Annotated in this window: 18 protein-coding genes; 7 read left to right on the top strand and 11 right to left on the bottom strand. The window is 59.2% G+C overall.

From position 1 onward, the window contains the following. Positions 1-11 precede the first annotated feature (11 nt). The 3 genes from NKG59_RS18330 to NKG59_RS18320 all read left to right on the top strand — a co-directional run bounded on the left by NKG59_RS18330 (position 12) and on the right by NKG59_RS18320 (position 1,961). Positions 12-509, top strand: coding sequence for a hypothetical protein (locus NKG59_RS18330; RefSeq protein WP_253539730.1), 498 nt, complete (start codon positions 12-14; stop codon positions 507-509). Continuing rightward, positions 510-944: a hypothetical protein gene (locus tag NKG59_RS18325; RefSeq protein WP_253539727.1), complete on the top strand. Its 435-nt coding sequence runs from the start codon at positions 510-512 to the stop codon at positions 942-944. A 750-nt stretch (positions 945-1,694) separates the two neighbouring features. Beyond that, positions 1,695-1,961, top strand: coding sequence for a CPCC family cysteine-rich protein (locus NKG59_RS18320; protein WP_253539724.1), 267 nt, complete (start codon positions 1,695-1,697; stop codon positions 1,959-1,961). A 10-nt stretch (positions 1,962-1,971) separates the two neighbouring features. Here the strand turns inward: NKG59_RS18320 and NKG59_RS18315 are convergent, their stop codons facing one another. Continuing rightward, the gene (locus NKG59_RS18315) at positions 1,972-2,313 is read right to left on the bottom strand and encodes a hypothetical protein (protein WP_253539722.1); all 342 of its coding nucleotides are present in this window, start codon (positions 2,311-2,313) and stop codon (positions 1,972-1,974) included. A 270-nt stretch (positions 2,314-2,583) separates the two neighbouring features. Here NKG59_RS18315 and NKG59_RS18310 point away from each other — a divergent pair, with 270 nt between their 5' ends. Then, positions 2,584-3,369 carry a DNA adenine methylase gene (locus NKG59_RS18310; protein WP_253539717.1) on the top strand — a complete coding sequence of 262 codons (786 nt, stop codon included), beginning with the start codon at positions 2,584-2,586 and terminating at the stop codon, positions 3,367-3,369. Between the two features lie 31 nt (positions 3,370-3,400). Here NKG59_RS18310 and NKG59_RS18305 read toward each other — a convergent pair whose 3' ends face one another. The 4 genes from NKG59_RS18305 to NKG59_RS18290 form a co-directional block, all read right to left on the bottom strand. Further along, positions 3,401-4,012, bottom strand: coding sequence for a hypothetical protein (locus NKG59_RS18305; protein ID WP_253539713.1), 612 nt, complete (start codon positions 4,010-4,012; stop codon positions 3,401-3,403). A gap of 90 nt (positions 4,013-4,102) precedes the next feature. Beyond that, positions 4,103-4,567 (bottom strand): OmpA family protein, encoded by a 465-nt coding sequence (locus NKG59_RS18300; RefSeq protein WP_253539711.1) that lies wholly within the window; start codon positions 4,565-4,567, stop codon positions 4,103-4,105. A gap of 24 nt (positions 4,568-4,591) precedes the next feature. Continuing rightward, entirely contained in the window at positions 4,592-5,275 is a 684-nt protein-coding gene (locus tag NKG59_RS18295; protein ID WP_253539708.1) for a hypothetical protein, read from the bottom strand. Positions 5,276-5,330: 55 nt separating this feature from the next. Further along, on the bottom strand, positions 5,331-6,266 hold the full coding sequence (locus NKG59_RS18290; protein ID WP_253539704.1) for an SOS response-associated peptidase family protein: 936 nt from the start codon (positions 6,264-6,266) through the stop codon (positions 5,331-5,333). 1,578 nt (positions 6,267-7,844) lie between these two features. On the opposite strand from NKG59_RS18290, the gene NKG59_RS18285 reads away from it, so the two are divergent. Next, positions 7,845-9,932 carry an acyltransferase family protein gene (locus tag NKG59_RS18285; protein WP_253539701.1) on the top strand — a complete coding sequence of 696 codons (2,088 nt, stop codon included), beginning with the start codon at positions 7,845-7,847 and terminating at the stop codon, positions 9,930-9,932. Positions 9,933-10,028: 96 nt separating this feature from the next. On the opposite strand, the gene NKG59_RS18280 is transcribed toward NKG59_RS18285, so the two are convergent. Continuing rightward, the gene (locus NKG59_RS18280) at positions 10,029-10,367 is read right to left on the bottom strand and encodes a hypothetical protein (protein ID WP_253539698.1); all 339 of its coding nucleotides are present in this window, start codon (positions 10,365-10,367) and stop codon (positions 10,029-10,031) included. 196 nt (positions 10,368-10,563) lie between these two features. On the opposite strand from NKG59_RS18280, the gene NKG59_RS18275 reads away from it, so the two are divergent. Then, the gene (locus NKG59_RS18275) at positions 10,564-11,121 is read left to right on the top strand and encodes a hypothetical protein (protein ID WP_253539695.1); all 558 of its coding nucleotides are present in this window, start codon (positions 10,564-10,566) and stop codon (positions 11,119-11,121) included. Positions 11,122-11,303: 182 nt separating this feature from the next. Then, entirely contained in the window at positions 11,304-12,485 is a 1,182-nt protein-coding gene (locus tag NKG59_RS18270; protein WP_253539692.1) for an FRG domain-containing protein, read from the top strand. Between the two features lie 177 nt (positions 12,486-12,662). Here NKG59_RS18270 and NKG59_RS18265 read toward each other — a convergent pair whose 3' ends face one another. From NKG59_RS18265 to NKG59_RS18245, 5 genes are all read right to left on the bottom strand, one after another. Then, the gene (locus tag NKG59_RS18265; RefSeq protein WP_253539690.1) at positions 12,663-13,955 is read right to left on the bottom strand and encodes a tyrosine-type recombinase/integrase; all 1,293 of its coding nucleotides are present in this window, start codon (positions 13,953-13,955) and stop codon (positions 12,663-12,665) included. 354 nt (positions 13,956-14,309) lie between these two features. After that, positions 14,310-16,424, bottom strand: coding sequence for a M3 family metallopeptidase (locus NKG59_RS18260; RefSeq protein ID WP_253539687.1), 2,115 nt, complete (start codon positions 16,422-16,424; stop codon positions 14,310-14,312). Between the two features lie 94 nt (positions 16,425-16,518). After that, positions 16,519-17,388 (bottom strand): bifunctional methylenetetrahydrofolate dehydrogenase/methenyltetrahydrofolate cyclohydrolase FolD, encoded by an 870-nt coding sequence (gene folD, locus NKG59_RS18255; protein WP_009240794.1) that lies wholly within the window; start codon positions 17,386-17,388, stop codon positions 16,519-16,521. A gap of 103 nt (positions 17,389-17,491) precedes the next feature. Continuing rightward, positions 17,492-18,127 carry a response regulator transcription factor gene (locus NKG59_RS18250; protein WP_024975528.1) on the bottom strand — a complete coding sequence of 212 codons (636 nt, stop codon included), beginning with the start codon at positions 18,125-18,127 and terminating at the stop codon, positions 17,492-17,494. 39 nt (positions 18,128-18,166) lie between these two features. After that, positions 18,167-20,695, bottom strand: coding sequence for a PAS domain-containing sensor histidine kinase (locus tag NKG59_RS18245; RefSeq protein ID WP_253539684.1), 2,529 nt, complete (start codon positions 20,693-20,695; stop codon positions 18,167-18,169). Positions 20,696-20,770 lie beyond the last annotated feature (75 nt).

Below are 20,770 nucleotides of genomic sequence, written 5' to 3'. Positions count from 1 at the left end.
GGCATAAGACGATGGAAATCGTAGTCCGTAGGTCGATATGGGCTTCGACCAAGCTCTTCATGGCAAGCGTAGCGATGGCAGCGATGTTCATCCTCGTGTTTTTCGTCAATTCTCTGCCGTTCATTGTCCGCGCGTCGGCGTGCGTGTTCGGCATTGTGTTGTGCATCGGTGTTCTGGGATTGATTGTCAGGCTGGCAAATGGACTCCCGGCCTGCATCATTCGCGACGATGGGATCTTGGTGCCGCGTTTCGGCTTCTCACGGGAGCTATCCCAGATACCGTGGGTTATGGTTCAAAGCGCGGAGCTGATAGACCTGCTTCCCGCTGGTGCACCGATTGGGCGGGAGGGTGCGTTCGGTCAGCCCGTGGTTCGGTTGAATTTGACGAGGCGATTCACTTTCGGAAAGCGCTACACGTTGTTGATAGGGGAGGCAAACCTTCCTGCCGGAGAAATCTACGCTCAAATCCTAAAAAGAATGCAGCATGGCGGCCTTGCGGAGGGGCGATAAATGCGGCGAAAACTCGGGTTCCTGCTTGCTGCAGCGTTCTGTGTCGTGGTGCACGCGGAAGAGGCTGACCAGCCAGCATGGCGCGCCAAGCCGCAGGCGTACGCCGCGGTCAATAACATCTTTGCGGCGCGCGAGCCGTTCAATCGCGCACTTCTTGTCGACCAAGCATTTGTTGAGGCGACACCCGACAAGGGGCTACGCTTCTGGTTTCGTATCTTTGGCCCCAACTACCGCATCTACTCAGAAGCGGGCGAGGCACGAATAATCGCGGAGGGGATGTACCTGTACACCGGAAACGGTGACACGACTTGCGACTTGCTGTTCCGACTTCGGCCTAAGCGCTCCCTTCGCATCGAAGGTCAGCCAACGCCTGACGGTAGCCAAGGTGGCGCACGATTCTGCCCCGGGGCAATCAGTCTTCCGTTTAAGCCTTAACTGGGTGCCGGAATGACGATCAAGTCTCCGCATATTGAGCGCGCTGTGCGCATCGCAGTTGGTGCCGGAAACCCAGTGCGAGAGATTACGGAGGGGTGGACCAAGGTTCACCAAGTCGTACATATGCGCGATGTCTTGGCGCCGGCGCTGCGCGACGACATACAGCGCGAGGTGCCCTCGTTGCACTACTGGTCAACAGAAGGAACTCCGCACAATGCTCCAGAGGAGGGTTTCTTGTGCAACGAATATGGAGTGGGGCTGGTGTTTCCCACTGAGTAGACACCGCCTACCGGCCATGAAACCTACACAATGACCGAACCTAGACGCGAGAATCCGAACAGGAAGCTTCTTCCGCTCGAGCAGCCATATGCAACTGTGAGCCATGACGAGTCGACAGCGAGGGAGTCTGTTGTCGCTGGCCTTACGTCGGGCATGGATTACTGGGCCGGCCTTGCCGTTGGATGGATCGAGAGCGGCCTGCCGCTGGACACCCAGCTCGCAGAACTGCTACTGGATATCGCCAGACTGCGCCATATGCCGCAACGGATACGGCACCGAGCGTTTGCGTTGGCAAAACGATGGCAAAAGGGTGTGCGACCTGACTCAGAAGCCGCCAGGGAATGAGCGCTGATGCTGGGCCCGCCTATAGAGAAAAAAGGGCGACCAACCGGCCGCCCGTGCTGCCCATGCGCCATACCTCCCTATCGCCATTGAGCGAGAATCATTTTTAGCGACGACTGGCGGACCACAATGGATCTCGAGTACCAATGCAATTGCTGTGACTACTTCACCGTGGGCGCGAGAGGGGACTGGGAAATCTGTCCTGTGTGCTTTTGGGAAGATGACGGCTTCGGATTGGATGACCTCGATTCGTGGTCGGGTGCAAACCACGGCCTCACCCTGCGGCAAGCGCGGGCCAATTTTGCGCGCATAGGGGCGTGCTGCGAGGCGATGCGGTCCAAGGTTCTGCCGGTTGATAAGCGGGGCCGCTATCGGTATGTGCCCCGTCAGGTTTGACGCGGCGTTTCTAGATATTGACTCGCATTCGTTCGTCGTATTTGTAAATTGCGAAGTCTTCTATTTCGGTGATCGCGAGAGCGAACTCACTGGACGGCGAGGGGATGATCACCCCCGATATCTCTGCGTTGTCGCGGTAGCTAATTGGCCCGCCGCCATAAGCAGGAACGCTTGAAAGAAGGGCCTTCTCTAGCCCCGGGGACACGACCAAAATGGCCTTGCCTCTATTGTCTCGATCGGTCGCATCCTGGACGAAGTAGCCAACGCCCCGAACCATGACGAAGACGCCCTCTATGGCGATCTTCTTTCCTTCGAATTTCCCGCCTGCCTGGATCAGGTCAGCAACTCGCATAGCGTGATTTTCCTTGGTGTGTGCCTTGATGCGCCCGCTATGTAATCAGCATTGCGCCCAGAGAGAACAAACGTGCGCAGCAACCAGCCTGCGCGCGCTTGAATCGGCTGGCATTCACACCCAGCCGTAAAGACGGGCGACCGCGATGGTGCAGCAACACCATCATGGCCGCCGGACCCACTGTGTGTACCAGTGAGCCAAGCCAAGGCCCGCCTACCTTCCTAGGAGGCGCGTCGATTCTAGCAAAGCACTTAGGCTCAATTGATACCAATGGCAACACCGATCATTCCGTGGATCGGCGGCAAGCGCCGCCTCGCGGATCTCCTGCTTTCCCGCTTTCCCGCCCACAAGTGCTACGTCGAAGTTTTTGCCGGCGGCGCCGCGCTGTACTTCCTGCGGCCCGCTGCCAACGTCGAGGTCATCAACGACATCAACGGCGATCTGGTGAATCTGTACCGCGTTGTGCAGCATCACCTTGAAGAGTTTGTGCGGCACTTCAAGTGGCTGCTGACCAGCCGCGACATGTTCCGGATCCTGCAGGACACGCCGCCGCACACGCTCACAGACATCCAACGCGCCGCGCGCTTCTACTACCTGCAGCACACGTGCTTCGGCGCCAAGCTGGAAGGGCAGACCTTCGGCACCGCCACGACGGCGCCCGCGCCAAACCTGCTGCGCATCGAGGAGTCATTGAGCGCCGCACACCTGCGCTTGGCCGGCACGTACATCGAGAACCTGAACTGGGCCGACTGCATCGAGCGCTACGACCGGCCGCACACGCTGTTCTACCTCGACCCGCCGTATTGGGAGACCGAGGGGTATGGGGTCGATTTCCCGTTCAGCGAGTACGAACGGATGGCAGCGCTCATGCGCGGCTTGAAGGGCAAAGCCATCGTCAGCCTGAATGACCATCCGGATATCCGCAGGTGTTTTGCGGGGTTCGAGATGGAGGCGGTGGAGATTAATTACACCGTGGGTGGAGGGCAGGGGGTGGCGCGGCGGGAGGTGATTATTTACAGCTGGGATCGGGCGGCGGAGCCGGTGGGGTTGTTCTAGCCGCCCGCCAAGTATTTGCGAAGAGCGTCTATCAGCGGTTGGCGTTGAGCACAGATAACGCCCACAGCCGAGCCTCGCGCTGCGCCTCCGCCACGTCGGCCAGTCTGCGGACAATGCGGTAGGTCGACAACGTGACCACCTTGCCTTTGACAAAGAGGGTACTTACGATCATGGCTACCGGGTCGCCTACGTGGCCCGGTACGTTGGACAGCCGGACTGCCTGCGAGCTCATGATCCACTCGTCGGTGTCCTCGTCGATACCCATGAACTTCGCATCGGAAACAATAGGCTCTTCAAGCGTTGTCTTCTCGGCCTCTTTTGTGTGGCTGCGCAGGGCGGCCCTAAGTTGCGCGAAATCCCGCTTCGTCGTCATGACGTTAAGATCGCCGGTCAGAGTCTGCAGCAGCATCCAACTTTTTGAGTTCTGCTCGCCGCTTCTCGGCTGAAAATACTCCAGATATGTCGTGGTGTTATCTGTCCCCTGGGCCAATTTTTCCAGTAGCGCCTGCTTCGGGAGCGCTTCAAAGCCTGGTGGATTGGGCACTTCAATTTCCACGCCACCGAGATCGTACGATTTGGCGACAACGGGCGAGACCAACAACACCATGCAGGCAATACCAGCGCACGCCATCTTCTTCAGCATGTTCGCCTCCTTGGATCGGATGTCATTCTAGATGTGTGTAACAGCATTGACGGACGCTGGTGCGGCTAGGTTGGCGCGGTGCTCAGTAAATCAGCGCCGGTTGGGCACATGGAACCCATACGCATTCTGCGGATAGGGGCAGGGCATTTGGTAACTGCCTCCCACGGCTTCAACTTCCACGATGCCTGTCCAAGGGAGCGGTCTGAAGACGTACTTGTCCGATTCAGCGTAGAGGATGTGTGAGGGAACCCCGAATGCCTTCAGCTCGCTGACGACCTCGTCCGCCCGCTTCTTGGCGAGCGCCGCACGGGCAGGTGCGTCCGCCTCTTCCGTCGCATCGACATGGGCCGACACTCCTACGCCTTCCAGCGGGCACCACTTCTCTTTGATCATCTCAAGCAGGCGGACAAGCTTGACCCGTTCGGCCGTCGTCAATTGAGCAGAGCCTGGCGCGAAAGATAGGTCGACCCCGTTGGTGGGCTTTTCGAAGGCGAGCAGCGCTGCCGGCATGCACAGGGTCACGGCAAGGATCAGGGACGGGAAGGCTGCTTTCATTGTGAGTTGCGGAAAACACCCATATCAAGTGCCGGCTGTAGGTGCAAAGGCTCCGCGCAGCTCTTCATGTGTTTGATGCAACTCGTTATGGCAGCTACGCGGAGTGGAGCGTCCCTCATCGGTAAAGGGCAGATCGAACCATGAATAGGTGAAATCGTACGCACGTGCCGCGAGCTTTCCGGTTTTCAAGTCGTACACCGCATCCCCATATCGCCGCAGACGTAGTTCACCGGGCACCTCGTCGCTGACTGAGAGGTACTGGTAAGTGACTACGTCGTTCGGACTGGCTTCCTGAATGTCATAGCTTGTTTCAAGGAAGACCGCCCCGCCTTTCCAGCGCACGTCATATGCGATGCCTCGCTCCTCAAACCGAGCAAAACTGATTTGTGGGTAGCGACTGGCTAAGGATTTCGCTTCAGACTTTCTGTCCGCAAGCCATCCTGTGTGGGGCTCAAGAGGGTGAAAGACGCGGAGCCCGGCCACCGTACTGCAGTAGTGCTGATGCCGTCGAGCACCTTCGATGTTCTCTGAAAACAGGTAGGCGAGGGCCAGCGCAATGAGCCCCATCGGCACCAAGCCGATCGCGACATAGCGCAGGTGCCACAGCAGCGATTTTTCTTTTTCCATATTTGATGCGGGGTGGCGGCGCCAGCAGGTTTTTGTTTTCGCGTAGCGAGCGCAACGAATATCCGAGAGGGTACCGCGCATGCACTACCGTCGATACCCCTCGTCGACAAGCTTCGAGGGGAATCGATTGCTGCATTCAGGTCGCAATGCGGTGCGCGTAATACGGGCGCAGCTTGTCCTCAAGAATCGCGTCTACCGCATCGAGGTCGCGCGGTTCCGGGTTCAGCCACGCATCAATGTTTTCGGGCTTGATCGGAATCGGGCAACGGTCGTGCCCGGCCTCTGCAATCTCCGGCGGCGGATCGTCGGTGATGATGGCGAACGACAGCAGATCTTTTTCGCCGGGCTTGGTCGCGCGCCAGTGTGACCACACGCAGGCGACGAGCAGCGTCTGCGGCGGATCGGGGCGGAATTCGAGCACGACGTTTTTGCCGTCTGGCCCGGTCACGTTCTCATAGAACGCGTCGACCAGGACAAGGCCGTGCGTGTGGCCGTACTGGCCTTTCCAGAAGCCGCGCAGGTTGTCGCGGCGGGCGTTGTAGGTGCCGGGGTACTGCTCGTCGTAGAAGGCCGGTTTGCCGGCGGGGCGGCACTGATAGCGCATCGGTTTGACGACGCGCCGGCCGTTCTCCATCACCATCACGGGCGCGTACCAGCCGGGGTAGATGCGCGAGTCGCGCGGCTTGAGCTCGGTGCTCTTGAGCTCTTCGAGCTTGCCCTTGGCCGCCGCGATCTTGTTGGTGGCGATGCGGACGTCTTCAGCGGCTTTTTTGGTGGCCTTGGTGGCGAGGGATTGCTGGGCTTTCTCCAGCCGTTCGGTCTGCTTGGCCAGCTCCTGCAGCAGCGCGATTTCGTCTGCGGCTATGCGGGCGCGGATGACCTCGGCGATCTTCTTTTCTTCTTCGGTCTCGGGCGATTCGAGGAAGTGCACGGTCATCGCCTTGGGGACGCGCATCTTCGGGTTGGCGAAGTACTCCATCACCATCCGCGTGAAATCGTCGAGCGACATGATGGCGCCGTACTCGTGTACGAACCGTCGATAGTCGGCTTCGATTTGGGCGGAGTAGCACATGGGTGCGGGGCTCCCGAGAGGGCTGTCTCATCATACGCTGCAGCGACCCGGGAAAACCCCTCCGCCGGAGGGTGGCTGTCCAAACGATAGCGAAAGGGAGTGACAGGTCTGGTCGCATCCAGCGACTGAACATCAGCTAGACTGAACCACCCCAAACCGCTCTCTTCAAGCATGCAAAGCACAGGCAGACGGCTGGCTATGATCGGCATGTTCTTGTTGGGAGGCGCTGCATTGGCTCAGGCATCGCAGGCAGACGAGCCCATCGAGTCAGCGCATCGGGCGGGGCCACAGGGCCTTGAAGGTTGGACGGAGAGCTATCCGGCGGCGCACGGCCAGAGCTACCCCGCCACATTGGTTATCGCCCAGCGGGGGCATGTTATCCGTCGAATCCAAGGGGATCCGTTTGTGTGGAGATGGATGTTTTGGGAAAACGGGAAACAGCTCGCCTATGAGACTGGATCGATACACTTCAACATGGCGTGCAGGCTAGTGGACATCGCAAGTGGCCGACAATTGGCGAATCTTGATTGCTATCACGATCTCGCCGAGGATGCCCCTGCGTGGGAGAAAGCCTTGCGGGAAGCCGAGTAGTTTGGCATCAGCCTGCGCGTTGGAACGATCGCAGTGGGTCGCAGCTGGCGCCAATACGGCAAGCCGACCGTCCAATCTAATGCTATTGAACGTCCGAAGCCGCTCTAATTGGCCGCGGGTATTATCTACCTGGCAAAAATGGAGGGGCTATGAACAAAAATGGCCACTATCTTCCAGGCGTAGGGTCGTGCCTGTTGCTCGTCTGCTGCTTAAGCGCTGCGGCAGCGGAGCCTAGAACGTTCGAGGAACGACGTCATATAGCTCAGGCGCTGGAAGACAACAGCAAGACTGTGTTCACTGTAATGCACCACGTGCAGACTGGCGTCAATTCGAAGGGGGATGCCCTCCTTGAGTTTCTAGGTGGCTTCGCTGGCTTCACAGTGGTATGGGCCATCGCGCTCGGGGTCCTTGGCGTTTTGCTAATGCTTGTAGCCGTGACCGCACTTGCATGTGCCGAGGTGGCCCGGCCGCTATTCCGGCGGCGAAGCTCTCGGCAATGAATGCTGTGCTCGAATTGAGCTTGGTCCATTCGAAGACGGGACTACTTTGCCGACACCGTTGTTGTCATTGACCGCCCCGTGGCCGGGCGCAGAAAACCTCCTACAGAATCGCTCCCCAAATGAAAAGCCCGCCGATTGTTGTTGTGGGGCGGGCCACTTCCGCCCTGCTGCCGACGACCCTAACGCCGCCGGTTTAGGACGCTGCCGAACTACTGTATTCCCGGGGCCAGTGCAACGCTAGCGATCTCGAGATGCCCAACGATCGATTTTCTCGACCCAACTGATGGGTAGTGCCCCCGCGCGGGGCCTGCGTCGGGGCGGCATTCCGGAAGATTATCAAGATTGGCAGCATGATAGACTGCTGGCCGAAAATCTTCGGGGTCGCAACTCGCAACTACTAAGCTCTTCAATTTTCTAAACACCCCCTTTGCACCGCCCGAATTAAGCTGGCTTGGCAGGCGCAGCAAATTCCAGAAGAAAAAGAATCATGTCTCTTCCCCATCTTTCGCATCCCAAGTACCGCCGTGACATTGATGGTCTTAGGGCAATAGCTGTCTTATCTGTTGTTGCCTACCACGCCTCTCCTAGCTGGATGCATGGTGGATTTATAGGGGTGGATATATTTTTTGTTATATCAGGCTTCCTAATATCCACAATTATTTTCGAAAATCTGGATAAAGGGACATTTAGTTTTATTGAGTTTTATCTAAGACGTATAAAGCGGATTTTTCCCGCCCTTACTCTTATTCTGCTTTCCTGCTTTGCCATTGGCTGGTTTATCTTGCTTGCCGACGAGTACCAGCAACTGGGGAAACATATCGCCGGCGGAGCGTCCTTTGTTTCTAATTTTGTGCTTTGGAAGGAGTCCGGCTACTTTGACAATGCCGCCGACACAAAGCCACTCCTGCACCTTTGGAGTTTAGGCGTTGAGGAGCAATTCTACATTGTCTGGCCTCTGTTGTTATGGCTTGCATACAAAGGCAAATTTAATCTATTGAGTTTGGGGGTTCTTGTTGCCTCCATCTCTTTTTATCTGGGTGTTCACCAAGTCGAAACGGATGCTGTGGCGGATTTCTATTCGCCGCAAACTCGCTTCTGGGAACTTATGTTCGGAAGCATCTTGGCATGGTTGAAAATTTATCGACCATCATTTTCTGCTGGTAATGCGAAGAAATTGGACGAATTGCTTGGCAGAATCATCTTCAGGGATGGGGAAATTAACGACGGCAAAATGCTAGCGAGTGTTGTTTCTTTTTCTGGCTTGATATTGCTCGCTTACGGATTTTGGAGAATAAATAAAGACATCGGGTTCCCCGGGAAGTGGGCCCTTGTCCCTGTGTTAGGTGCCGTTCTAATTATTCTTGCCGGCCCGAAGGCATGGGTTAATCGCGTAATTCTATCCAACAAAGTGGTGGTTTGGTTTGGATTGATTAGTTTTCCGCTCTATCTCTGGCATTGGCCACTACTCTCGTTTGCTCGAATTTTCGAGGGCGAACATCCAAGCCGAAGCGTACGGTTCTCGGCTGTACTCCTTTCAATCTTTCTGGCATGGCTGACGTACAGATTGGTCGAGCGCCCCATTCGTTTAGGAAAGCATGAAAAAGCAAAGGTGGCGGTGCTTTCCATTTTGATGGTTGCAATTGGGTACATTGGGTATAACGCCTACAGTAGAGATGGCCTACCTTTCAGATTTGTAGCTCGCCACAGCAACGATGCTAAGACCGCCTCACTGGGGCAAGGCCGTGACCTAGTGAACGACGAGTGCAGCATTCCAGTGCCCAATAAGTACTACCTCCCTTTTTGCCACAGCAACACAAAGAAGCCTCTGCGATACATTGTCTGGGGGGATAGTAAAGCTGATGCTCTGTTTTGGGGACTCGCTCGCAACGATGACAAATATGGATGGGTTATTGCTGCCAGACCTTCGTGCGCACCAATATTTGGCGTTGAGCGAAGCTCTTCTTATGGAAATGATGATCCGAGCGAATGCGTGAAAGCAAACAAGTTCGCAATGGATTCCATATTGGCCAACAATGAATTGAAAACGGTAGTTCTAGTAACCGGGAAGAGAATTCTAACGGATGCGACTTACGTTGACGGAAGTCACGAGGCGCAGAGCTCCCCGAAATCTAGCTACGCTGGCCTCAGTAATTCGATTGGAAAACTCGAATCAGGGGGGAAGAATGTTGTCCTTGTAATCGACAACCCCACCTTGGCAAACTCAAAAGATTGCATGTCTAGAGTCACTGCGATTTCGAGTTTAAATCAAAGTTCGGCGCATAAGAACAATGCCGAATGCTCGATTTCTTACGAAGAACACTTGCGCCGCACGAAGGATTATCGGGATGCGATATTCGAAATAGCTAAGACTCACCCGAAATTGATTGTTTACGACCCCAGTCACTTGTACTGTGATATAAAAAACAACATATGCCCGGTTGCGGTGAATGGGCGATTCCTGTATAGCTATTTTGATCACATCTCGGATTATGCCAATAGCATGGTTGCAAAAGAGCTGGTTGAAATCATCAAAAAATCTGATCAGGAAAGGACTTCTCAAGCAACAACGCAATAAGGTGAGGTGATCCTGAGCAACACCCCCATCTTGTGGAGCTCGTCAAACGTCAGCGAGGGATAGCGCTCGCGGACGGGTTTCGACATGGGCGCACCATCACCATTTGCGAGCGTTGCGCATCGCCCGGCGGTCTTGTGGGGTGGGCTCTTTGGGGAGGGCGGCGCGGTAGGCCTCGCGTTGTGCAAGGTCCTCTTGGAACCATGTCTCCGCCTCGAGCTCGCGGTGCAGCGCCTCGACGGCAATGCCGAACGCGTCTGTTCGACCACCCGGCCCGGCCGCTTCGGCCACCTGGTGCGCGCGAAAGACGAGGTTACGCAGGGCCTGCACTTCCATCACCAACCGACGCACGACGGGGTCGTGGCCATAGCGGTCGCCGATGGTCGTGAGCTGCGCGTTCGTGAGCGCGGGGTATTCGATGCGGAGAGGGTAGGGCATGGCGCGAGTACTGTATGTTTATACAGTATCGTTGGCCGGAATCTGCGCGTCAATGTAGACAATGCAGACGTGGACGATGCGACACGCCGCAAGGAGCCGTCGCTTCGGCGTTCAGACGGCGTAATGACCATTCGACCTCGGATGGACGCGTAGCCGTGGTGATTAGAATGTGATCTGAAGCAACCGAGGAGGAATCATGGCTGCCACAATTAAGAACCCGACGCCAGATACGTCTAAACATGCCGATCCCGATCCCGATCCACAGCAGCAGGTTGAATTCGCAAAGTTTGAGAAGGCAATCGGTGTTCCTAACATGGACCCCGTAATGCTGGTGCTTCGCGCGCATTTGTTTACCGAGGCTTTGTTGGAGCGCCTGATCCTAGTGTCGCTTCCTCGTGGCGACAAAATTGTGGAAGCTGGGAATCTGACGTACGCGCAAAAGCTAGTCCTCGTGGAGGCGCTGCAGAAGCTACCAGACGACATTACATCCTCACTTCGGGGGCTGAACAAAGTTCGCAACCAGTGCGCTCATGAGCTGGGAAAGGAAATTTCGGAAACAGATGTGACACGCATAGGCAGCCCTTTCGGGGCGGCCTTTTCACGAATGCGAGTCTCTGCTGGAGGGAATATGGGCGATCTCCTGTATCGTGCGATTTCCCGTATTTGCGGGTTCATGGCTGCCCGCTGTCATGATTCAGAAACCAGAACTGATCCGAATACGAGTAGCAAGGCTCCAAAGCGTGCGGCAACTTAAACGGCGTTTGCTGTTTGTCCACCACTACCGCGTACAAGATGTGCGCCCTTGGAGGGGGGGCGAACCAGAAACCTATTGTCATTGGCCGCAGAGTGGGAGCGGCATAACGTTCACACGCGAGTCCTTCTGTCCACCTCGGCCCGATATGATGTGTCGCAGGCAGCGCGCCCTTGGAGTGCGATATGGATCAACAGTTGGTAGGCGGTGTAGAGCTAAAGTCGGGCTTGTGCCCTGTCATGTTGAATATCGACAAGGACAAGCCGTCTCACGGCTGGCTGCACGTGTGGGATCAGCAGCCATCCGAAGAGGTTCCCAATCCTGGCGATTTTTGCGTCTGTGTGCAGGTGAGCGCGCCAGACGAGAAGACGCGTGTGCTCAAGGCTAAAGGGCCGGTACGGATCGCAGTGCCTGGTCAAGGCATTGCTACCGTCCCACTCGAACACCCAGACGTAGCAAAGCTGCGTGCGGTGGAGAGCCGGCTAATGCTTAAACGCGATATTTGGTCGGGTAGTTGGACCAATGGGGAAGCTCGCGGCAACATGAGTCTTGGGGGATGGAAAAAGCCATCCGTATCCTCCGCAACGAAACGCACATGCAAATCTTGGGCAGACTTCCGGGACTGGGCGTCGTCCGCGAGCAGCCGGCAAGATGCTTTTGCTTTTCGAGGTCATGGAAGCAACAAATTCACGCTCGAAACGTCTTTATCGCGCATGGGCCGCACCGACGTCTTCCGTTACTGGGACGAGCAATTACGACCCTTTGTGGATTTGGCGACCGCAGTGCTAGACGAAGACATCTCGCTGGCCAACCCCAGCGAAATGTCCAGATTGCTGGCGCTTGCCCAACACCATGGTCTGCCCACGCCCCTTCTGGACTGGACGGAATCGCCTTATGTCGCAGCATTCTTTGCCATCACTGATGCGCTAGAGAACCAGAGCGAACGGGATGTTAAGTACGCGCGGGTGTACGGCTTGACCCGGAAGTTCGCAGAACGAAATTCGCCTCCCCACATCAGCATGCCAAGCATCCGGCCTTTTGCGTCCTTTCTTCGGGTGCCCTCGCGAGGGAATCCTCGTCTCCATGCTCAGCAAGGGCGATTCCTTGTAAGCAACGTGTCGAACCTGGAAGCGTATCTACGAAACAAGGAAGTGGACGAGGGGGCGAACTACCTAGTCACAGCGGATATCCCGCTACACGATGCCAAGGAGGCTCTCCGTGACCTGGACTATATGGGGCTAACCGCCGCTACCTTGTTTCCAGGACTCGATGGAGTGTGCCAAATGCTTCGGAACCGAATGATGTTCAGCAGGGAACCTGCTCCGCGCCTCTCGGAGCCAACACCGTCCGCATCGGCCGGTGCCTAGTACCAAATAGCGCGCGGCGCTACCCATTGCATCAATGGTGCGGGCGACAGTATTTTATAGAGAGCAAAAGGTGGTCGGTCGTCGTACAAGGCAGCTGCCTGAAGGAAGATATGGACGTTGCCGGTGCCCCCCCAAGAGTGGTGTCACAAGATTGATGGGGCCGGCAACACTCGATTTCTAAGCTGCCGACAACATCGGAACGACATTGCTGCTTCGCACCGGCTTAGCGAACTCGGGAGTGGGTGCTCCGTTCTCACAAGCGCAAAGGAACGCCGTCCATCGCTCCAATGCCTCCCGGCGCTCCGGGATTTCCTCCCGCACGTCGTAGATGGCCTCCATGCCTTTCAGGGTGTGGTTGAGGGCGAGCTCGGAAATCTCCCGCGAGACGCCCATATTTCGCATGTGGCCTTTGGCGGTTGACCGGGTGTCGTGCGGCGTGAACCTGCGGATCTCAAGGTCATGTCGATCGAAGGCGCGGCGGATCGCTGCCCAAAGCGTGGTTTGGCAGACATGGGTATCGCATCCCTGATTGCGTCGCCTCCGCTCGTGCCGCGCTGGCAACACGTAGCTCGACTCGCCCGAAAGCTCGATCAGCCCGCGGAACCATTCGATGACTGGCGGTGTGAGCGGGACAAGGAAGCCTTTCCGCGTTTTCACCGACTCGTCTGGGACCCACCAAACGCCCCGATCAAGGTAGACATGTTCTTTCTTGGCCTTGGCCAGCTCGATGCCGCGCACGCATGTTGCGAGTAGGATGCGGAATGCCAGGGCGTTCTCCGTGCCAATCAAGTCGATGTCGGGCAGTAGCTGACGCAGCTCTTCTTCGAGCAGCATGACGCGCCGGCGAATGGGTGGCCGTGGCCCTTTGATTGCCGACAGCTTGATGCCCGTGCAAGGGTTCGCGGGGATGATCTTCAAGCCGCAGGCGTGGTCGAACAGTTGGGACACGGACGTGAGAACTCGCTTGGATGCCGACCACTTACGGTTGCAGTCCGTCATCATCGACACGATGTCGATGGACGTTACGCGCTGGATTTGGCGAGCGCCCAAGTACGGCAAGATGATCTGGTCGTAGTCTCGGTTGCGGCAGTCGATCGTCTCCTGTGCGAACCCGGCAGGGAGCAGGCACTTTTCCCGATAATTGGCGACTAGCTCGTGCACGGTCCATGCCGCCTGAATCCGGGTCTTCTCCTCTTGCTTCTCGATGGCGGGATCGCGCCCCTCATCGATGGCGACGCGAGCGGCCCGAGCCTTCTCGCGGGCGGCCGCGAGAGAGATGTCCGGATAGTTGCCGATGGTGAGCTCGCGGCGGCGGCCGTTCCCGATGCGATAACGCAGAACCCACGTGGCCGTGCCGGCATTGGAAAGTGTGAATGTCAGCCCGTCGCCATCAGAGCGAGCGATGGGCTCGCCTTTCGCGATCCATGCGCGGATCTGGATGTCGCTGAGCAGATGCGTGAGTTTTGCCACTGTGCCGACCCTCTCGTTGGGTGGGTAGCTAGGCAGTGGTGGCGGTCTGGCTACCCACCTAGCTACCCACTGTGTGCGTGATGTGGGGGCGCATGGTGGCACGCAGGGAGAGCGGGGTTCAAGCCTTTAGAGGGCCTGCTGGCGGGGGTGGAACGGGGTGGGATGTAGCGAGGCACCGATTGAGGTCGCAGGTAGCGACTCGCATGAGGGCTCGGTCCTTGCAAATGGCGACGGCGCACAGTTTGGCGCCGTTCAGGGGTGCGATATTGTGCCATCAAGCGCTGCGGGCTCGAATGAAAACGCCGCCTCGGCGCTAGGCACGAAGCGGCGTTGCCCTGGCGGCGGAGCGGACAGTTACGCGGCTTCCGACATCATGCCACCATGGCGCAGCAGTGCATCGATGCTCGGCGCGCGGCCGCGGAAAGCCGTGAACGAGTCGATGGCCGGTCGGCTGCCACCAACGGCCAGCACTTCGCGGCGATAGCGTGCGCCAGTTTCCGCATCGAGCACCGAGCCGCCCAGCTTGCTGGCCTCTTCAAATGCCGCATAGGCATCTGCCGACAGCACCTCGGCCCACTTGTAGCTGTAATAGCCCGCCGCATAGCCGCCCGCAAAGATGTGGCTGAACGTGTTCGGCCAGCGCGACAGCTCGGCCTGCGGCACCACGTGGAAGCGATTGTTGATCTGGCGCGACAGCTCCAGCACCGACATCGTGCCCTTGGGATCGAAGTCCGTGTGCAGGTGCATGTCGAACGTCGAGAACACAATCTGGCGCAGCGTCGCCATGCCGTTCTGGAAGTTCTTCGCGGCGAGCATGCTGTCGTACAGCTTGCGCGGCAGCGGTTCGCCGGAATTCACATGGCGCGTCATGCGCGAAAGCACTTCCCATTCCCAGCAGAAGTTCTCCATGAACTGCGACGGTAGCTCCACCGCGTCCCATTCCACCCCGTTGATGCCCGACACGCCCAGCTCATCCACTTGCGTGAGCATGTGGTGCAGGCCGTGACCGAACTCGTGGAAGAGGGTGATGACCTCGTCGTGGGTGAACAGCGCTGGCTTGTTGCCAACCGGGCCGGAGAAGTTGCAGGTGAGGTAGGCCACCGGGGTTTGCACGCCCGCTTCGCCCAGCAGCTTCCGGCCACGTGCGTCGTCCATCCACGCACCGCCACGCTTGCCTTCGCGCGCGTACAGGTCGATGTAGAACTGTGCGAGCAGCTCACCTTGGGCAGATTCGACACGGAAAAAGCGTACGTCCGGGTGCCATACCTCGGCCGCCTCCGGCTGAATTTTCACCGAGAACAACGTCTGCACAACATTGAACAGGCCGTCCAGCACCGCGGGTTCTGGGAAATACTGCTTCACCTCCTGCTCGGAGAATGCGTAGCGTGCCTCGCGCAGCTTTTCCGACGCGTAGGCCATGTCCCACGGTTCGAGCTTGTCGATGCCGAGCGTGGTCTTGGCGAATGCCTGGAGTTCTTCCCAATCCTTCTCGGCAAACGGGCGGGCGCGGTCGGCCAGCTCACCCAGGAAGCGCAGCACGTCTTCGGGCGAATCGGCCATCTTCGGCACGAGCGATACCTCGCCGAAATTGCGATAGCCGAGCATGTGCGCTTCTTCGGTGCGCAGCGTGAGCTGTTCGGCCATGTTGGCGGTGTTGTCCCACTCGGCCTTGCCGCCGCCGTACTGAGCGCCCAGTTCGGACGCGCGCGTGACGTTGGCTTCGTACATCGTGCGGCGCAGCGCGCGATCATCTGCGTATTGCAGCACCGGGAAGTACGACGGGAAATGCAGGGAGAACTTCCAGCCAGTCGCGTCAGGATTGTCGCGGCGTGCCGCTTCTTGCGCAGCCTGCTTGGCGTCGTCGGGCAGACCGGCGAGGCGGGCTTCGTCGTCGATGACGAGCGCGTAGGCGTTAGTCGCATCCAGGACATGGTCGCTGAAGGCCTTGGTCAGTTGCGCCTGCTGTTCCTGAATGGCCGCAAAGCGCGGTTTCTGGTCTTCGGGCAGTTCCGCGCCGCCCAGGCGGAAGCCGCGCAGTTCGTTCTCAAGCAGCTTTTTGCGGGCGGGCGACAGCGTTGCGTATTCCGCGCTGTCGGCAATGGCCTTGTACTTCTCGAACAGTTCCAGATCCTGACCCAGGCCCGACCAGAACTCGGTCACGCGGGGCAGATTGGCGGCATGGGCCTCACGCAGCTCCGGCGTGTCGGCGACGGCGCTCAGGTGGCTGACGATGCCCCAGGCGCGGCCCAGCGGCTCGGTCGCGTCTTCCAGTGCGGTAACGACGGTGTTCCAGCTCACAGGCGTGGCGGGGTCTTTGACCTGCGCGACCGCCGATGCAGCACGTTCAAGCAACACGTCGACGGCCGGCGTGATGTGTTCAGGGCGGATGTCCGCAAAGCGCGGCAGACCAGAAAAATCGAGCAGCGGATTGTTGGCCGGGGTGGCAACCTTGGGCGAAATGTCGGTCATGGCAGGCTCGGTAGAGAAATTCGGGGGACAAAAAAAGCGTCCGATCCAAGAGGTGGGGACGCTTTTTCCGTTTCCAACTGGATCAAGGTGAAGCTTACGCCGCCAGCGCGGCTCCTTCAGCGGCGCGCTCGGCTGCTTCCAGGGTGTTGATCAGCAGCATCGTGATCGTCATGGGGCCGACACCGCCCGGCACCGGGGTGATGTAGCCAGCGACTTCCTTGACGCCAGCAAAGTCGACGTCGCCGCACAGCTTGCCGGCATCGTCGCGGTTCATGCCCACGTCGATGACGACGGCGCCCGGCTTGACCATGTCGGCGGTGATGATGTTTCGGCGGCCCACGGCGGCGACGATGATGTCGGCCTCACGCGTGTGCGCGGCCAGGTCGCGCGTCTTGCTGTTGCAGATCGTGATGGTGGCGCCGGCTTGCAGCAACAGCATCGCCATCGGCTTGCCGACGATGTTCGAGGCGCCGACCACCACCGCATTGGCGCCGCGCACCGGATAGTTGATCGATTCCAACATCTTCATGCAGCCGTACGGCGTGCAGGGGCGGAACAGCGGGGCGCCCGTCATCAGGGCACCGGCATTGGCCACGTGGAAACCATCGACGTCCTTCTCGGGCGCGATGGCTTCGAGCACCTTGTGGCTGTCTATGTGCTTGGGCAGCGGCAGTTGGACCAGGATGCCGTGGATGCGCGGGTCGCGGTTCAGCGCGTCGATGCGGCCGAGCAGGTCGGCTTCGGACAGGTCAGCGGGGTAGCGGTCGAAGCTGGACAGAAAGCCGTTGTCTTCGCACGCCTTGATCTTGTTGCGCACGTAGACCTGGCTGGCCGGGTCTTCGCCGACGAGGATCACGGCGAGGCCGGGCTGGTGGCCACGCGCTGTCAGGGCGGCAGCGCGTTGCGCGGCCTCGGCACGGAGTTGTTTGGCAAGCGCGTTGCCGTCAATGAGTTGGGCGGTCATGGCTGGGCGGAGGAGGGAGAGGGCAAACCGCGATTATAAATCGCCGCCTTCCTTCCAGCCGCCCTGATCGCCCTGATGGGCACTTGGCCATCCCTGCGGCCAATCAGGCGTTGCGCGACAGGGCCAGGCGCAGCAGGTCTGCCACCGTGTTCACGTTGAGCTTTTCCATGATGTTGGCGCGGTGCGCTTCCACCGTCTTGATGGAAATGCCCAGATCGTCGGCAATCTGTTTGTTCAGACGGCCGGCGACGATACGCTCCAGCACTTGCTGCTCGCGTGTGGTCAGGCGGCCGAGCAGGTCCTTGGCGGCTTTTTGCTCGCGGGCGACAGAGTCTTCGCTGCGGGCCTTGCTGAGCATGCGTTCAACCAGCTCGCGCAGTTCGGATTCGTCGAACGGTTTTTCGATGAAGTCGACCGCGCCTTTTTTCATAGTCGACACGGCCATCGGCACGTCGCCGTGGCCCGTGACGAAAACGATCGGCATGCGGCTGTTTTCGGCCAGCAGGCGATCTTGCAGCTCGGGCCCGCTCATGCCTTGCATGCGCACGTCGAGGATCAGACAGCCGACGCCTTCGCCACGCTTGTCGTCGACCAGGAATTCTTCGGCACTGCGGTAGGTGCGGACGGTGTAGCCGTTGCCTTCGAGCAGCCACGTCAACGAGTCACGCATGGCTTCATCGTCATCGACGACGAACACGGTTTCGTTGCGCGGCGCAACTGCGGCGGGCGTTGTGCTCATGGAGGAGTCCTCGGTCTACGTTCTATGTTTTAAAAACGATTACAGCGGATTCAGCGGCAGGATGATTTTAAACGTACAGCCGATGCCATCGGCATTGTTTTCTACCCAAAGCCTGCCGAGGTGGGATTCTATGATGGAGCGGCAGATATTCAGCCCCATGCCCATGCCGTCGGATTTGGTACTGAAGAACGGTTCGAACAACCGCTCCTTGGTGCTGTCGTCCACGCCCGGGCCCTGGTCGATCACCTCGATCAGCACGGAATTTTCCGGGTCGTTGATCAGGTTGGCGTGCAGGCGCAGGACGCTGGCGGCGCGCAGGCGCGGGTGGGCGGCCATGGCTTCGGCGGCGTTCTTGAGCAAGTTGACGAGCACCTGCTCGATTAGCACCGGATCGACATACAGATGCGGCAGATCGCCCGGCAGGCGCGTGAGGATGGTGATGCCGCGGCGGGTGGCTTCGAGTTCGGCCAGACCCACCGCGTCGGCCACGATATCGCGCAGGTCGGATTCGCGCCGTTGCGGCTGGCTGCGTTTCACGAAGCCGCGGATGCGCTGGATGATGGTGCCGGCGCGCACGGCCTGGGCGGAGGTCTTTTCCAGCACCGGGATCAGCTCTTCCGGCGTGCTCCGCCCGGACTTCAGGCGCCCGACCGCACCCATGCAGTAGTTGTTGATGGCAGCCAGCGGCTGGTTCAGTTCGTGTGCCAGCGACGAGGCCATCTCACCCATCGTCGTCAGGCGGCTGGTGAACTGGATGCGTTCTTCGTGCTGGCGGGTCATTTCTTCAGCGGCCTTGCGTACGGTGATGTCGGTGGCGATCTGCATCTGCGCGAGGTGGCCGTCGACCCACTGGATGTAGCGGCGCCGAACTTCAAACCACTTCTGCATTGATGGCACGTAGATTTCACGTGCATCTGCCGCGTGCGGGGTCAGTTCGGAGGCTGGCAGGCCGGCGTAGGCATCCACCAGGTCCAGTGCATCGCTGGAAACGTCTTCCGTGTTGACGTCGTTGCCGGAGAGCTGCAGGTGGCCGAACGCTTCCCAGCCGAAAAGCTGGCGGTAATAGCGGTTGGCGAACAGCAGCTCGGCCTTGTCGGTCGACAGCACCGACACGGCCGCGTCAAGGCTCTCCAGCACCGTGGTGAAGCGGTCGTGCGCGGCAGCCAGGTCTTCGCGGGCGCGCTTGGGCTCGGTGATGTCCGTGATGGAGCTCATCCAACCGGTGTGCCGGCCGCGTGCGTCAATGAGCGGCGAGACGTACATCCGCGCATAGAAGCTCGTGCCATCGCGGCGCATCATGCGCAATTCCATGCCGTTGGCAGGTGCCTTGCCGCGCAGGGTCAGTTCGATGTGCTTCTGCATCTCGCCGATCTCGTTGGGCGGCCAATACGGGAATGGCGGCATGCGGCCGACCAGTTCGGCCTCGGTCCAGCCGATCATGCGGCAGAACGCGGGGTTCACGTAGGTGATGCGGCCGTTGAGGTCGAGCGAGCGCATACCGATCACCATGGAGTTTTCCATGGCGCGGCGGAACGACGTTTCCGCCAGCAGTGCGCGCTGCGCTTCTGAGCGGCGGCTGGTGTGGCGCCACACGCTCCACAGGCTCCAGATCACGAAGCACGACAGGCCGGCCACCAGCCACATCAGCATGTTGTTGGGCAGATTGGACGGTGCCGGATACGCCTCGGCCCGCAGCGATAGCGAATGCCCTGGCGGATCCAGAAGCACCTCGTACGATGCGGCCGCCTTGGGTACCGGCCGCAACGACGTGCTCGCGCGGATCACGTTGTTCTTGTCGACCAGGGAAAAGCGGTAGCGGTCCGTCAGCTCACCCGGCAGCAGTTGGGTGAGGATGCCCGTGACCGAATACATGGCGCCCACCGTGCCGAGGAATTCGTTGTCGCGCACGATCGGCACTTCCATGAGCATGAAGCTCTCGCCGCGCTCGTTCTGGATGGGGCGCGAATAGACGGCGCGCTGCGTTTCACGGGCGGCGTCGTAGGCGGACTGGATTTCGGGCTCGAGCGGATGGTCGCGCGTTTCGCGCACGCGCGCGGTGAACTCGGAGGTGGCCGGGAACGCCCAGCGCGGGCGACGCGTGGCATCGAGCCAGTTGATGAAGACCAGTTCAGGGTTCTCGCGCAAGAGCTGGCGGGCGGCATCGCGGTAGGCGCTCGGATCAAGCTGCGCGGCACCGATATCGCGCGCCAGGGCGGCCACTTGATCCTGATTGCTTTGCAGGGACAGGCGCACCTTCTGCTCGGCCCAGGCGGCATCACGGTAGAGGGCATCGCGCTGCTGCTGCACCTCGGTGGCGTGCAACTGATACAGGATGAAAATCATCGCGCCGGCAAACAGGACGATTGCCACCAGCGGGATGAACATGAACCAGTTGGTCGACCACAGCCGGCCCAGGCGCGTCAGCCACAGGCGGCGGGGCATGTTCGGGCGCACGATTTCGTCTGAAGGCAATTCAGACGCGTTTGCGGAAATGGGAGCAGGCGCAGCAGGCGTTGGCGGCTCGGACTGGGCGGCCGGGTCCTGCGAAGCGTGGGAGGGGACAAGCATGATGGGCGGACGAACGCCGGAATTCTGCGGAGGTAAAGGAGTGGGCATCTGTGCAACTGCGCAAAACCAAGTGTA

Origin of the sequence: Ralstonia chuxiongensis, from assembly GCF_024158925.1 — a bacterium.
GTDB lineage: Bacteria > Pseudomonadota > Gammaproteobacteria > Burkholderiales > Burkholderiaceae > Ralstonia > Ralstonia chuxiongensis.
Note: the sequence above shows the minus strand (reverse complement) of the source record. Positions and strands in the feature narration are given on the sequence as shown.